Raw genomic sequence first — 13,842 nt, 5'->3', positions numbered from 1 at the left:
GGGGGGACTTACGGGCGTACGGGTGGGACTCCGCGAGGATCAGGAAGGGACGCCGGGATCGAAGGATTTTCGATCCTGGCGTGGCACATCCTCATCGCTTTGATCGAAAAACCGCGCGGCGGGCACTCCAATCCTCTGAGCTCCTCCGACCGGGAACGTGACACTTCATATCGTCTAGGCTGACCTAATGACCCCTCCTGACGGACTGATCCCGGCCCTGCTCGGCGTCGCCGTGCTAGTGGTCCTGACCCTAGCGGTACTTACGGTCTACAAGGTGGCGGCCCGGTTTGCGCCTGCCTGGGCGATTCTCCGCGGGGCGGTGCAGTTGGCGGCGATCAGCCTCGTCCTCAGCGGCATCATCACCAACGGCCTGCTCGTAGGGCTGGCCCTGCTGGTGATGTTCACGGTCGCCACGGCTACGGCCGCCCGGCGGCTGCGGCGGGACTGGCAGATGTTCGGCTACGTCTGTTCCGCCATGGGGGCCGGAGTGGCAACCACCCTGGCGGTTGTCTTCGCCACCGGTGCCATCGAGTTCTCGCCGCGCTACGCCCTGGCCATCGGCGGCATCGTCATCGGCAATGCCATGTCCATCACCACCCTGGCCGGCCGGAATTTCAACTACACTGCCATTGCCCGCTGGGAAGAGGTGGAAGGTTGGCTGGCCTTAGGCGCCCGGCCGCGGCAAGCCACAGCGGAGCTGGCCCGCGACGCCGTCCACTCGGCCCTGATCCCCACCACCGACCAAAGCAAGACCACCGGTCTGGTCACCCTGCCCGGGGCCTTCGTGGGCGCCATCTTCGGCGGCATTTCTCCCCTGTCCGCCGGGCTGTTCCAGATTGTGGTGCTGGCCGCCATCATGGCCGCCGGCACGATCACGGCCGTGGTCATCGTGGTATTCCTCGCGCCGCTGCCGGTCCGGCCACTGCCGGTAGGCTGAGTTGCCAGATGTACTTTTTGCCGACAGGCCTACGCTAGGAAACTTCACGCGCGGCCTGTTTGTTTTTGGGAGCTTTGGCGCATTCTCCTAGGCGGGTAGCAGGACGGCGGGAAGGCTGGCCGGCAGCCGCTTTTACACATCGAAGGCCTTCGCAAAGACAATGCACCGCTTACGTCCTTCACCTACCTCGATGACGCCCTGCTCTGCCTCTGCGAAGTGCATGTGGGGGCAGTCGCGGATGAACGAAGGAACCGTCCGCAGTCGATGGCAACGTTCTCGCACGGCGCTGGACGCAACGCGAAGTACACCTCACACTTCAGTAACACCGCAGCCGCCCAGTTGGGGCACCAAGAACTCTCCCCCAAACAGGCAGGCTTGCTTCTACCGTTGACGTCGCTGCCCTTTGGGCCCTCGCCTCGGGCTGCACACCCAAACCGTGGGGGTTGCGGTCTAACCTGGTGGCCCCTCAATCAGGCCGCCTCGGTGATCTTGGTTTCATTGACATATTGACGTCAACCAACAGCGGCCTCGTTGAGGGTGACAGCCGCGGTGTGACCGAGAGCACGTCGCATGCGCGTCGTGACGTCCCGACAGCCCGGACGGGAAGGTTCTTAGTGGTCACGGTCTTAGGTTCGTGTTTGGCGTCGGTCTCAGTTGACTTCGCGAGAGGCCGCAGAAAGGCAATAGCCGCTAAGACCTCTGTTCTTAGCGGCTATTGCACAAGGCCTCAGAGAGGTCAAAAATTACACATTAAAGCGAAATTCAACCACGTTCCGTATCTAAATAACCTATCCAATTCTGGCGTCAGCGCAAACATGGGCTCAAAGTTTGGCGACTCACGAACGCTTAGAGTCACTGATGCTCTAAACCGAAAGTGACGGATCCTCTGTCGACAGGATCGATATTAGAGCACTCATAGACGGCCACCTTGGTCGCTTCGAGGGGAACCTGTGTTGCCCACACTTGCCGGCGATCACCGGGAACCTGGATAGCAACTGGTGTAGACCACCCCTCGCCCACGTCGTATGCGGCGGATAGTTGGGAATTCGATACGGCCGCAGTGCCATGAATCTCAAACTGTTCTCCCACCCTCTGCACGCCGATGACTTCAATATGGGATCGCCCGTCATAGCTGATAGTCGCTGAGCGGTATTTGGGCCATGGGGTCAAGTGGCGATAGAAGTCCATGACCGACGATACAAACGCCGGGTTGGAATTGTGCTTTTCAATACGTGCCTCAAGCAAGGTCTGGCGAACCATACCCGTCGAATTTCGCAATGGGTAGTAGCCAGCATGCTCTTGGCAGAGCGCTCGAACAGATTGCGCATCGCTTAATGGGTGGGATGCTGATATCTGCGCAACTCCGTAGCTGCCCTTAGGAACGAGACGTCCTTTAGCTCGCTCCAAGCGCCGCATCCACCTCGGTCGTTGCAGCGCCTCCGCCGCCACGATGGCCTGCATCAAGACCGGCTCGCAATTAGCGTCGAGGGCAGCCTGATTCACATACTCCCAAGTGTCTTCGCCTACATCTTTCCTCGCCGCTGCCAATTTCTGCTCGACACTTAGCGCTGGGGAGCGTAGGAGCTGCTGGAAAGCAGTGGCGAGTACCGCGGCGAAGACAGCGGTCCACACAGCGAAAATGAGTTCATCAGGTTCTGGGATGAAATCCGCGTACCAGCGATAGGTAAAGTAGGACAGGGCCACGAGCCCTGCGATCAGAACGAGATTGAAGAGGTAGTAGAACCAAAGCACAGGTCCGCGCCCTGCGCCCCCGCGCCGCAAGCGCCAAAGGGCGCGACCATCGTTCACCAGCGCATATGGGACGCCCATGCACACCAGGGCGACCAGGGCATAACCGCCCAACCGTTCCACCGTGATGGCCAGCAGGCTACCAACCGCATAGGTCGGTAGGCAGCGGAAAAGCAAGTACCTCAACGCACTTGATCGTGGAGCACTGTCGAGCGCAGTGCGGACTGACATGTAGGACTCTGGCCACTGGGATCGCATGCTGGTGTAAAGGACATGCAAGAAGCCTGCCCCTAGGAAACCGAGTATTACTGACGTCATGGGATTACTTTGACTTGTGAGCACCTCAAAACAAAATCAACGCCTGGTCAGCGTCTAAGCCTCACAATATTTGAGAGCACACCCGATCCCTTCCGCACTGGCCCCGCCTCGGCTCGCTCATCCGGCGAAGATCCATAAGGGCTAATAACCTTCAGGCCCTCGATTCTGTTATAAGAAATGCCGCCCTGATCTGCTTTCACAAAGGGCGGCAATTCTATTTATTCAAGCGAAGAAACTAAACATTGAATCTAAATTCCACCCACGTTCCGTCACGGAATAGCGTCTCAATAGCGGGCCCAAGGGATGGGCGGATCAACTCAGTATTCCCGGGTTGCGTCTGCTTGGCGGCCGGGGACTTTGAAATGATGAGGCCTCCGTTAACTTTCTTCGTAGCCCGTTCCTGTTGCAGAACTCCCCGCCCACTACCGGGCACCTAGGCTGTCACAACCTTTGAGCCCTAATCCTCACTTAACAACGTGGCCACGGTTGTGAATCACCCGCGGCGTCAGTGCCAGCCTGTCGCACTAGAGGGTCTTGACCCGAGTGTAAAGGTCGCGCAGGGCCGCATCAGACAGATCGATGATCGGTTCGTACATGAACGAGTTCACATGGATGTTCTCCGGGGTCATGAGCACGACGTCGTCGATCGCGCGTAGCGAGTCAAGAGTCCCGTGTCCACGACTCTTGTATGCCTGGAACAGGGCCTGCGTCTGATTCCCGGTGATCGCGTCAGTGAAGGTGGGGTCACCGAGCTCGGCCACCATGTGCTGCTCCGCTACGATGCGCGTTGCGATCGAGAGCACGATCTTATTCTCGAAATTGATACCCTCATCGGCCACCAGCGCCGCATCGGCCTGCTCCAGCAAGAGGCCGATCACCGACTTGTTGCCGGCCTTCCAAGACTTCTTTTTGCCCGACTGGAAAGTCTCATTGAAGATGCGGTCGAGCTCGGCGTTGTCGATGGTGTCGGAGTCCGTCTTCCAGTGCAATAGTGAGGTCAGTTTCAAGTAGTCGGGGTCGTCCTCGCCCTTGGTGTACTCGAGAATGTTGCGCACGAAAGGAATCGCGGCGATGCGCTGCATTCCATCATTAAAGAACTGCTTCTTGAAGCCGTAAATGAACGGATTATTGATGTGGCGCGCTGGGTTGATCGTGACCTTACCCTCGCCCTTTTGCGCCATGAAGCACTTGCTGTAACCGACGACCTGGCGGCTGCGAAGAGTCCGGAAGAAGTCGAAGTTGTGGGTAAGCATGATGAGCTTGAAGTTTGCGTGGTCAGCCATCTCCTTTAGGTACTGGATGATGGCGTACTTGTTCTTGTAATCGAACGAGTCGGCGAGGTCGTCTATGACGAAGATCGTTTCCCGACCGGAGGCCTTGCGCGCCTCCATCTCGAACAGGACGTTGAGGATGTACAGCGCCTTCTTCTCGCCGTTGCTGAGCACCGCCAATAGATCGTCTCGCTCGACGCCGGTGGACTCAGTGCCGTCATTGAACTCGAAGACGAGCTTGAGCATGGTCTCCTGTCCGAGAGCCACGCGGTGCTTGTTCTCCGCGCGGAGAGTAAAGGGTACAAAGAAACGGTCATTGAAGATGTCGATGACTTTGTCCCACTGAGTGCTCTCGGTCGCAGCTTGCCGCTCAATCTCCTTGCGCCGGACCTCGGTCTTTTTGTAACACTGCACGACGTGCAGGAAGGCCTCCTCGTGAGCCTTGAAGTAGGACTTCCAGACGTCTTGGTGGAAGGCCTGCACGTTGGCGAACTCCGGGAGGAGATCCTCCCTGTCGGCAATGAACTCGAAGAACTTCCTCGTATCATCGTTGCGCTGGACGGCACGCTCAACGGCGTCGAGCTTCTTGCGCAGGGCCGCGTCATCACTGATGCGAGTCCTCTCCTCCGTGATGAGCGCCTGCAGGTCGGCGTCGCTGGTGATCCGGCGGGGTTCGTCTTCGCCGTGCAGGAGGAGCGAGTGCTGTGCCGCGAAGAAGCCGTTGGCGCCTAGACTCTTCGTCACGTTGGTCGCGTTGTAGTAAGTGAACGAGCTGCGGTTGAAAAACGTGGACTCGTCCAGGAGCTGGTTGAGCCTGCTCACGTAGTCAGCCAGCTGCGCCTGGACATCGGCGCCCTTGAGCGCCGTAGCGACCTTGTCGTTGAAGAGCAGGTCGTGCGGCAGGTCAGCGAACCGCGCGTCCTCGAGCTGCTCGATCTCGTATGAAACGCGGATAAGCGCGTCGAAGAACTTGTCCTCGCTCTGCGTGAAGACGCGGGAGACCGCTGTGATGACATCCTGTTTCGTGCCCGACTGGGAGGCGAGCGCAGAGACAAGAGCGTCCCTGGCGTCAAGGAGATCCATTTGGAGCGTCTCGTACTCCTTTCGGAGCGCCGGGTTAACGAGCAAGGTCGACGTCGACTCCGTCGGCCCGAGCTCCTCGTCGTAGGACAGTACGACGGCCACGTCGTCGGGATCGGGCGACTGACCGTTCTCGTCCGTGATGGAGCGCGAGGACTGCCGGTCAGGAAAGACGTTGTCGACGCTGTCTTTGCCGCAGGCGAGGTCCTTGAAGGTTCGGGCGAACGAGGTCTTCATGGTGCCGTTGGGCGCGTAGATCGCGACCGCGTTATCGTCTCCAAAGTCCAACGTCGCGTCAAGCGCCCGGATCCCATGGCAGTTGGTCAGCTCAAGGTTCAGCATCTTCATGTCAACAGAATATGGCGCTCACTGCCTCCTCATGGGATGACCTATCCGCGGATGCAAGAGAAGACTTCATGATGGAGAGCAGGCGCCTCAACAGGGCGCACCCAAAGCCGCCAGACATTTGCCAGGCCAGGACCTGTCAACTTTCGACCTTGAGTCCTAAGAATCCGTCCGCACCTGCACCCGACCAGTTTGTATGGCAGCACTTCACGGAGCTGAGATTGCGATGCCCAACCGTTAGCGGATGTCCCGCGACCATCAACGAAGCCATGTGGTTCATCGGCTACACTCACGCGTGGTGACCCCACTTCTCTCGGCTTACTTCCGTGGCGTTCGCGTGCCACCACTTCGAGGACCGAGGTTTCGTTTCTGGGCCATTCCGGTATGCAGCGGCTCAGTGGACCAATTCCAGTACAAGGAGAATTTTTGACACCCAATAGTGCCCTCCCGGGCATTCTGACTCGCGCCGAAACTGCTATGTGGAAAGAGTTCGCAGACGCTTCAGCGTTCGACAACACCTCTGACATAGGAGAGGTTCGTGAACGGGGCCTAGCACTTTTCTTGTCTGATCGGTTGCCCAGCAAGTACAAGGTGGCGAGAGGAGAGGTGGTCGACGCCGGCGGTTTTCAGAGCGGACAAACCGACATTCTTATATACGATGGAAGCTCCACCGCACCGCTGCTAACGAAGCCAAATGGACTAGTGCTGCTGCCAGTGGAGGCTCTGCTCGCTTCGATTGAGGTGAAGAGCAAACTTACCAGGGACGAGCTCAGGAAATCGGCGCGCGGGGTGGGGAAGCTGCGCAGCCTCCGGCCTTTCGCCTCCCCTTGGGGGCTGTCCAAGCGTAACGGTGACCATGCAGACGACGGCCTGCCCACTTTCCTTTCCACTGTTTTCGCATACGGAAGCACTATTGAAAAGGATTGGGACACCCTTGAGGTCCAACGTATACGGGACGTGTGTTCAGAATCGGAAGTGCCTACTGAATGGATTGATCGCGTCGTCGTCCTCTCACGGGGAATTGTTCTGCCGGCAGCAGGGCGAGTCGTCGGATTCCAGTCTGATCAGCAAGTTCTTGGGCTATGGTTCTTTCACCTTATGAACTTCTTGGCCCGGGAGAGCTCCCGTCGAGCGCCCTTTCCATGGGCTTTGTATGAAAGGAGCCTGAGTCCTAAATGGACGCAACAACTCCCGCCGTTAGCGGACGCTCCCATGCCTAAGAAAGCATCGTCCAGCTCGCGGAGACGCTACCTCCGCAAAGCGTAGGAGCAATCCCCTGACGCTGAAGATGGCGAAGGTCGCCTCGGCTGGCTAGCAATCCCGGTAGCCAAGGAGGCGCGGTTCAAATGGCATCGCATTGAGAGGCGACCAGATGGGAAGGCCATGCTGATCGCGGAACCCGCCCCGCTCCCCCGGGTTGGCCGGCTCAAGTTGGCCCAAGGGGGAGGATGAGGGCAAGCCAGAACGCGTAGAGACTGATGGCTGCCGTCGACGCCCATGCCTCCCAGGGCTTGAGCCCGATCTGGTGATTCCCCTCGTCAGGATGCCTAACCCTCACGAGGGCGGTTCCCGTCCCTGCGAGGGTGAGGGCGATTCCCACTCCGACAGTCACGTTGACCCCGTCCAGGTTCATTGCCCAGTGCACATCGAACAGCCGCAGCACGAACACGAGCATCATGGGTGCGATCCCAACCTTGATGAGGGTGTTCGCCGCTTTAGAGGCTTCCTTCTGGTTCTGAATCCATTGTTGTTTACGCCAGTTGATCAGGGAATCTACATTCCTGGTGGGGTGCATGCTCCAGCTATCAGCGACGACGGCGGCGGAGAAGAACACGGTGGCCGCTCCTCCGGCCACGGTGATGAGCGCGAATAGCTTGGCAGATGGCGCTAGGAATGTGGCGGCGAGAGCTTCGAATGATCCAAGGATTCCGAGGAATGCCAAGGAGACCGGCACGGCAATGAACATGACGGAGGCGGGGATGTTCGCAGTGGGGTCGTCCTCGGCGGCGATGGCTGCGAGGGCGAACGACCCGGCGAAGCTGCCGAACACCGCGATGGCGAGCAGGCCCGCAGTGAGGGTTTGGATTGCGTGGTCTTGGTCCTGCGGGGCGGGAGGGCTGGTGAAGACGACTACAAGGGCGGTGACGGCGAGTGCGCCGAATGAGGCGACGATGGGTGCGTATCCTTGAGCGCCTTTGCGTGGGTCGTAGCGTCCTTCGTCGGGTCCTCCGATGGGCCTGGACCTCTCTGGTAATTGATCCATGCCCAAGGTTACGACTGGGGCTCCTTGCTTGGGGAGGGGTAACGCTACCCCATTTGCAAGCCATGAACCTGCCCCAGCAAACACAGCCCGTCGGCCGGACCCGCTCTGCTACTCTCACGCCTATGCAACAGCGCGAGACAGGATTCATTGCTCAGTACGACAGCGGAACATGTACGGCGTGCAGCGCGCCGATCGTGGCCGGCCAGGAAATCGCGACTTCGTCATCAGGGCGAGTGACGCGTTACCACCACATTGAGCCATGCCCTGGTTCTTCACCGATCACTTGCAGCATCTGCGGTGACAACTGGTGGGAGTGCGACTGCCCCTGACAGAATCCGAGAGGTTGTCTGAGGCTGGTCCGGGAGGAAGTGTCAGACGGCGCAGACTGCCGTTGCACTTGGCAAGGATCACTTCAACGAAGACGACGTCCCAGAGAGCAGCTATCTCTGCTATTCGAACGCCGAGTATTTTGGCTATCTAGCGGAACGCCCGAGGCTATGCACTGGCGAGAACACAGAGTCCCGACAAGTGAGTTTTTCTAGGTAGCGCCTACTAATAGCGGTCGGTTTCAGGAATGGCGTCCTTCTAGCGTTGTCCAGCGATTGCCTGCCACCTACTGACTTCATCGGCCAACAGTGTCCCGCCGACTGTTAGGCGTAGAACCTCGCCATACGTCAAGCGGTCGGTGTTCAGTGCAGCCGCGGCGATCCGTTCGACATCCCCCCAGGAGGACGTGATGACAGCCATTGTCACTGGTAACGCCGCCTCCGCATAAGGTCCGGCGTGGATATAGTCATCCGGTTCGTCGCAGGGTTCTGCTTGAGCAAACTCCCGCCGCTGTTGGAGCTGATCGACGATCCATCCGTAGATTTCCGTGTCACCGCCGCGGCCGACGTGATACATAATCGACTCAACGGCGGGGCCAGCCATAGCGGTTACAGCTCGATCCCAGGCGTCTATGGTCTGCCCGTTTCCAACGAGCTGCCAATCGACGGCGGACAGATATTCAAACGCGCGCCCGATGCTGAGATAGGCGACAGCATGACCAGCCTCATGCAGAGCGGTGGCAACCCGGTCATCCTTGCGGGCGGCGTCCAGGAGGGTCACGCGTATGCCAGCCAGGCCACGTCAGCCAGAACAACAGCGGCGACCTTCCCGGTCAGTCGCCGCGTACTGACCCGATGGATGAGGAGCCCGTGAGTCGGCGGAGCGGTCATCCGCCGCAGCGCGGCCGTGTAGTTCGGGCCGGTGAAGTCTGGCCAGACGCGTGCATCCTGCTGAAGCTTGCGGGTCTGTTGGTGGTCTGTGGAAGTCAACTCAATCTCCGTTCCGGGCCACGCACCCCACGCTTACCAGCCCCGTGTATGAATGGAGAGATCCCGGTCCAACAGGCACTGACTCTCTGGACCGGCAACCGTTGCCCTCGGCGACTTTGTCGCGTGGGGCCTCAGCCGCGGAGATGGGCAGTTCAAACTGTCCACGGAGAGCGTAGCCAGGAGAAGTCGTTATGTCCAAGCATCTGCACGAGTCGGCCGGCCCAGAAGGAGGTCGGGCGTAAGAACACATCCAAGGGGCGCGCCGGGCGGAGTCTCGGGCGGTTCATTCCCAGCGGCTACGGCCCCCTTTGATCAGTTAAGGGTCATCACTCCGAGGCGACACGGAAGGCTACTCCAATGTCGGGAGCTTCCTCTGGGCCAGCCTCTTAACGGCTTCGGGAGTCGGCCGGTCCCGTTCCTTGTCCAGGGCGACCCTCAACTGCGCGGCCAGGATATTCCGGCGAACGTGGAGCGCCAGTTCTCTCCGGGCCTCCGGGTCCCTCCGGAGCTTCCCATCCGGCGATCTCAACGTAACGAATGGGGAGGGCAGCTTCGGGGGCGGCAGCTGCGCCAGCCGTACCACCGCCTCCGGAGTCTCCCGCCCACGGACCTCGTCCAAGGCGACCCGAAGTTGGGCCGATCGGATACAGCTCCGTATACGCAGGATAGTTTCTTTCCTGGAGGCCTGGGCCCCCTCATCAGTAGCAGACACTGGCGCGCCCCTCTCTGCACGTTGCTTCCATCATTTTAGAGACGTCCACAACCGCCATGGCATCAACGTTCAACAATGCGGGCGCCGCGCAAAGCACATCTCTACGCTTGCCTGCCAAGACAACTCCGCCCGGAATGTAAGGCGCAAACCGCAGCGCTTTCCGGTCGCCAATGGATGGTCTATCGTCACATAGCAAGGCATATTTTGGCATGACAGGGAACAGACGATGGCCGCACCTTCAGGACCTTCCGACCGGCACGGAGCCGACGACACAGCGCGCGCCCGGTCCGCAGAAACTACGGCAGCGGTGTTCCGCGCCTTGGAGAGCGTGGACGGCGACGTCTCGCCGCAATTAGCCCGGTCTGTTCAGGCCCAAATCAACTTGGTAAAGCAGATCGGTCGGGAGTTCGGGCTTCTCACCGAGGACGATGCCCAAGCCGCGCTTGGACAAGTAAACGCCACGGATCTGCCAGACTTCGGGGTCCGGTATCGCGGCGAGACCCTGTATCCGGGGTTCCTGTTTGAACCGTCGCCCTGCGGTGAGGTGCCGATGAGTGTCCGCCCACTATTGAAAGACTTGAAGGAGATCGCCAGCGAGTACGGCTGGAGTGGCCAGAGCACCGTCTTTTGGATGACATCCCCGACGACGTACTTTGCGGATGATGGCCGCCCAGTCGACCACCTTGATGAACCCGCCAGAGTCATCGCCGCGTTCACGGACGCGGCCGGCAGCCGAATGTGACCAGACCCAACCGACGTCCAACTACCGAACCGGCACCCCACTTGCTAGCTCGGAGGGGTCGTCTACACGGAAGCCGGCCATCGCTGGCAGGAGACAGCCTGGGGCGCAAAACCGGATTCTCGCCACAGGCTCCCGCGGGCGTCAAGGTTGAAGTTCCACCGACTTCTAGGAAGTTCTAGTGGGTTCTAGGATTTTTCCTAGAACCCCCTAGAACTTCCTAGGTCTTCCAAGACCCTTCGGATTGCGAGGTTATTGAGCGGCAGTCGGCTAGGTGGCCAGAGCTTCCTGGATGAGCCTGATCGGCATGCTGTGTTTCCTTTCCCAGTCGTAAACTTCAGGGGCCGCCACACCAGGAACAGGAGGTCGCAATGTGTGACCCAAGGCAGCATCGAGATCTCCCCGAAGAGCAACCTGACCGTGTCCTGACGCCTAAGCAACTACGCGAACTCACCATCGATACGATGGCCAGCTGGGCCTTGGACGGCATGTACCCCACCCGCGAGACCGTCGAGAGCATCAACGAGTTCCTGGCCAGCGGACTCACGGCCGGCCAATACATCGAGAAGTTGAAGGAGAAGTGGCGTCAAACGGAGGGTGACTAGCCTTTCAGTTATGACTTTCGGCGCTATGTGGCTGCTCTCTTTGACAGCGTTGCTTATCGATCGGTCAAGCACGAAAGGGGATCGGCTATCGGGCATCCTAGAAACGAGTCCGTCAGATATTTATCGTGTAGCGCCCGACTTCCCCCTGGGCTGTCACGACGGTTCGGTCCAGAACTCCTCTGCAGCGTTCCATAGTCCTGACCGAGGAAACGTTGTCTACAAAGCAGGCCAGCAGACTCGATTCATACCGCGTGCCTTTGCCACACCGAGTATTTCCTGTAGCGCCACAGCGGAAAGGCCGCGGCCTCGGGCGGACGGCCGGAGGCCATAGCCTACATGTCCCAGTACATCCACGTCCTGGGCTGATTCGTGGCGCAGAGCGATTCCCCCACAAACTCTGCCGTCCTCAACGATCCAACGGAAGGTGGCCCCGTCGCCTCCAGTCGAAGCTTCCTGAGTATGTCAACCTGATTCAGGACCACTTAGACGGCCTGATCCAGGACCACCTGCCGTTCCGTTGCAGGAAGCCGAAGCAGCATCCTTCACCGGATGTGCGCCGAGGTGGCAGCGGCCAACTTCAGCCGAACGCCATTGTCAGTTCCGCCAGGGATTCAATGCGCATGTCGGCCAGTTCGACTTGCGGGCGCTGTGCGTGGAGGTATCCCCACGGGCCACGACGAACGAAGGCAGTCCGCATGCCGGCATTGCGGGCAGGCAGCACATCGTTATCGAGGCGATCGCCGACGTACAGGATCTGCCCGGCATCAAGCTTCGCGGTGTCGACGATTCGGGAAAAGAACTCTGCGGAAGGCTTCGTGACACCCCAGGCGGCAGAGGAAGCGATGAAATCCGCGTTGAAACCTGCCTCGCGCAGCTGGGCCTCGACTCCAGCCGGCTGATTCCCGGCTATACCGACCGACAGGCCAGCATGCCCAGCAGCGCGTAGACAAGCAATCGCATCGGGGTAGAGGTCGACTCGCTCGATGAGTGGAGGCTCGGCCGGACGCTCAACCCCCAGCATGTCCCATACACGTCGGTGGTCCTCGTCTCGGGCGATGAGTGCACCAAGAAGCCCCATCAACGTGAACGGCGTTACTCCCGCGCGCTCTGCCTGGGTCGTCCACGCGCGGGTTTCGTCAACCAAGGTTTCTCCGACATCGAACACCACCCCCCGGATTCCAGCAGGCATACGAATTGTCGTCATCGTGTAATCCTTTCACTACTCCAGGGCCGTCCGATGTCCGGTCCCCTTACGGCATGTTGCGTGGGAAGGCTCGCCGAACAGACTCTCCCTGGCGTTATTCTCTTCAAGGTGTCTGGGATGTCCCGATCGAGCCACCATGGAACGTGCGTGCAATTCAAGGAGGTATGACCAATGGATGATCGATTCCAGCTAACTCCAGTCAGCTATGTCGTTTTCAGACGCCGCGACTGCGTACTCCTACAGCTGCGTAAAGGGACCGGCTACTTAGATGGGCACTGGGCAGATGCTGCTGCGGGACACGTTGAATCAAACGAGTCAGCTATAGGCGCCGCAGCGCGCGAAGCCTATGAGGAACTGGGAATCGTGGTTAGTTCAGCGGACCTGCGCCCACTAGTGGTTACGTCCCGTGGAGTGGTGTAGTTCTCCGGCGTTGCGCGTTGCTCCGGCAACGTAGTGAGCCATCGTGCGATGGTCAGTGAGTACCGATCAAAGAACTCACAAAGGACACAAACACACGATGGCTCTAGACCAGTCTGCCCTGCTTGACCTGCTTGGCCAACTGAAACTCACCGATGTCTCCGATCGGATCCGTGCCGCGACCGAAACGCTGTACCAGCAGCTCATCGATGCGGAGGCGACAGCGTTCATCGGCGCCGCCCCGTTCGAACGGACCGGGGACCGAACCACCCACCGCAACGGGTCCCGGCCCAGGACGCTGACGACCACCGCAGGAGACCTGAACCTGAAGATCCCGAAGCTGCGCAACGGGTCGTTCTTCCCGGCACTGCTGGAACGCCGCCGCCGCGTCGACCAGGCCCTCTACGCCGTGGTGATGGAGGCGTATCTGCACGGTGTCTCCACCCGCAAGGTCGATGACCTGGTCAAGGCCCTCGGCGCCGATACAGGGATTTCCAAGTCAGAAGTTTCCCGGATCTGCGAGGACCTGGACCACGAGGTCGGCGCGTTCCGGGACCGCGACCTCTCCGGACTGGACTACCCGTACGTGTTCCTGGACGCCACCTACTGCAAAGCACGTGTCGGGCACCGCGTCGTGTCCCAGGCGGTCGTGGTCGCCTTCGGCGTCGCCGCCGACGGGCGGCGGGAAGTCCTGGGCTTCGACGTCGGCGACAGTGAAAACGAGGGGTTCTGGACCGCGTTCCTGCGGTCCTTGAAGGCCCGCGGGCTGGCCGGGGTGAAGCTGGTGATCTCCGACGCCCACAGCGGGCTGAAGAAGGCCATCGGGACGGTGTTCCAGGGCGCGGCATGGCAGCGCTGCCGGGTCCATTATGCCGATGTCCGGATT

At 59.9% G+C, this 13,842-nt stretch carries 12 protein-coding genes and 1 pseudogene; 6 read left to right on the top strand and 7 right to left on the bottom strand.

The window, feature by feature from the left end; all coding sequences use genetic code 11:
• Nucleotides 1-187: 187 nt before the first annotated feature.
• The gene (locus ABC337_RS12895; protein ID WP_412883628.1) at nt 188-937 is read left to right on the top strand and encodes an ABC transporter permease; all 750 of its coding nucleotides are present in this window, start codon (nt 188-190) and stop codon (nt 935-937) included.
• Nucleotides 938-1,789: 852 nt separating this feature from the next.
• Here ABC337_RS12895 and ABC337_RS12890 read toward each other — a convergent pair.
• Both ABC337_RS12890 and ABC337_RS12885 read right to left on the bottom strand, forming a co-directional pair.
• On the bottom strand, nt 1,790-3,004 hold the full coding sequence (locus ABC337_RS12890) for a hypothetical protein (RefSeq protein ID WP_412883629.1): 1,215 nt from the start codon (nt 3,002-3,004) through the stop codon (nt 1,790-1,792).
• Between the two features lie 524 nt (nt 3,005-3,528).
• A complete protein-coding gene (locus ABC337_RS12885; RefSeq protein WP_412883630.1) occupies nt 3,529-5,703 on the bottom strand; it encodes a hypothetical protein in 2,175 nt (724 codons plus the stop codon).
• A gap of 381 nt (nt 5,704-6,084) precedes the next feature.
• Between ABC337_RS12885 and ABC337_RS12880 the strand changes: the two genes are divergently transcribed.
• Nucleotides 6,085-6,966 (top strand): DUF6602 domain-containing protein, encoded by an 882-nt coding sequence (locus tag ABC337_RS12880; protein WP_412893233.1) that lies wholly within the window; start codon nt 6,085-6,087, stop codon nt 6,964-6,966.
• 160 nt (nt 6,967-7,126) lie between these two features.
• Here the strand turns inward: ABC337_RS12880 and ABC337_RS12875 are convergent, their stop codons facing one another.
• The 3 genes from ABC337_RS12875 to ABC337_RS12865 form a co-directional block, all read right to left on the bottom strand.
• Nucleotides 7,127-7,963 (bottom strand): hypothetical protein, encoded by an 837-nt coding sequence (locus ABC337_RS12875; RefSeq protein ID WP_412893232.1) that lies wholly within the window; start codon nt 7,961-7,963, stop codon nt 7,127-7,129.
• Between the two features lie 585 nt (nt 7,964-8,548).
• Nucleotides 8,549-9,070: a hypothetical protein gene (locus ABC337_RS12870; protein ID WP_412883633.1), complete on the bottom strand. Its 522-nt coding sequence runs from the start codon at nt 9,068-9,070 to the stop codon at nt 8,549-8,551.
• Nucleotides 9,067-9,279: a hypothetical protein gene (locus ABC337_RS12865; RefSeq protein ID WP_412883634.1), complete on the bottom strand. Its 213-nt coding sequence runs from the start codon at nt 9,277-9,279 to the stop codon at nt 9,067-9,069. The genes ABC337_RS12870 and ABC337_RS12865 overlap by 4 nt, the downstream gene beginning before the upstream one ends.
• A 1,040-nt stretch (nt 9,280-10,319) precedes the next feature.
• Here ABC337_RS12865 and ABC337_RS12860 point away from each other — a divergent pair.
• Nucleotides 10,320-10,733 carry a hypothetical protein gene (locus tag ABC337_RS12860; RefSeq protein WP_412883635.1) on the top strand — a complete coding sequence of 138 codons (414 nt, stop codon included), beginning with the start codon at nt 10,320-10,322 and terminating at the stop codon, nt 10,731-10,733.
• Between the two features lie 461 nt (nt 10,734-11,194).
• Nucleotides 11,195-11,335 (top strand): hypothetical protein, encoded by a 141-nt coding sequence (locus tag ABC337_RS12855; protein WP_412883636.1) that lies wholly within the window; start codon nt 11,195-11,197, stop codon nt 11,333-11,335.
• Nucleotides 11,336-11,551: 216 nt separating this feature from the next.
• Here the strand turns inward: ABC337_RS12855 and ABC337_RS12850 are convergent, their stop codons facing one another.
• Both ABC337_RS12850 and ABC337_RS12845 read right to left on the bottom strand, forming a co-directional pair.
• Entirely contained in the window at nt 11,552-11,749 is a 198-nt protein-coding gene (locus tag ABC337_RS12850; protein ID WP_412884933.1) for a GNAT family N-acetyltransferase, read from the bottom strand.
• 163 nt (nt 11,750-11,912) lie between these two features.
• Nucleotides 11,913-12,539 carry an HAD family hydrolase gene (locus tag ABC337_RS12845; protein ID WP_412883637.1) on the bottom strand — a complete coding sequence of 209 codons (627 nt, stop codon included), beginning with the start codon at nt 12,537-12,539 and terminating at the stop codon, nt 11,913-11,915.
• A gap of 171 nt (nt 12,540-12,710) precedes the next feature.
• Here ABC337_RS12845 and ABC337_RS12840 point away from each other — a divergent pair, with 171 nt between their 5' ends.
• Together ABC337_RS12840 and ABC337_RS12835 are read left to right on the top strand one after the other, a co-directional pair.
• Nucleotides 12,711-12,959, top strand: coding sequence for an NUDIX domain-containing protein (locus tag ABC337_RS12840; RefSeq protein ID WP_412883638.1), 249 nt, complete (start codon nt 12,711-12,713; stop codon nt 12,957-12,959).
• Between the two features lie 97 nt (nt 12,960-13,056).
• Nucleotides 13,057-13,827 (top strand): annotated as a pseudogene (locus tag ABC337_RS12835) (IS256 family transposase); the annotation flags it as partial.
• Between the last annotated feature and the right edge of the window lie 15 nt (nt 13,828-13,842).

The organism is Arthrobacter phoenicis (assembly GCF_047238215.1).
Taxonomy (GTDB): Bacteria; Actinomycetota; Actinomycetes; order Actinomycetales; family Micrococcaceae; genus Arthrobacter.
Note: the sequence above shows the minus strand (reverse complement) of the source record. Positions and strands in the feature narration are given on the sequence as shown.

What these genes read in the sequence shown, in the direction of transcription:
- ABC337_RS12885 (WP_412883630.1), bottom strand. Translation starts at nt 5,703, where the DNA reads ATGAAGATGCTGAACCTTGAGCTGACCAACTGCCATGGGATCCGGGCG.
- ABC337_RS12840 (WP_412883638.1), top strand. Translation starts at nt 12,711, where the DNA reads ATGGATGATCGATTCCAGCTAACTCCAGTCAGCTATGTCGTTTTCAGA.
- ABC337_RS12880 (WP_412893233.1), top strand. Translation starts at nt 6,085, where the DNA reads ATGCAGCGGCTCAGTGGACCAATTCCAGTACAAGGAGAATTTTTGACA.
- ABC337_RS12845 (WP_412883637.1), bottom strand. Translation starts at nt 12,539, where the DNA reads ATGACGACAATTCGTATGCCTGCTGGAATCCGGGGGGTGGTGTTCGAT.
- ABC337_RS12875 (WP_412893232.1), bottom strand. Translation starts at nt 7,963, where the DNA reads ATGGATCAATTACCAGAGAGGTCCAGGCCCATCGGAGGACCCGACGAA.
- ABC337_RS12895 (WP_412883628.1), top strand. Translation starts at nt 188, where the DNA reads ATGACCCCTCCTGACGGACTGATCCCGGCCCTGCTCGGCGTCGCCGTG.
- ABC337_RS12890 (WP_412883629.1), bottom strand. Translation starts at nt 3,004, where the DNA reads ATGACGTCAGTAATACTCGGTTTCCTAGGGGCAGGCTTCTTGCATGTC.
- ABC337_RS12855 (WP_412883636.1), top strand. Translation starts at nt 11,195, where the DNA reads ATGGCCAGCTGGGCCTTGGACGGCATGTACCCCACCCGCGAGACCGTC.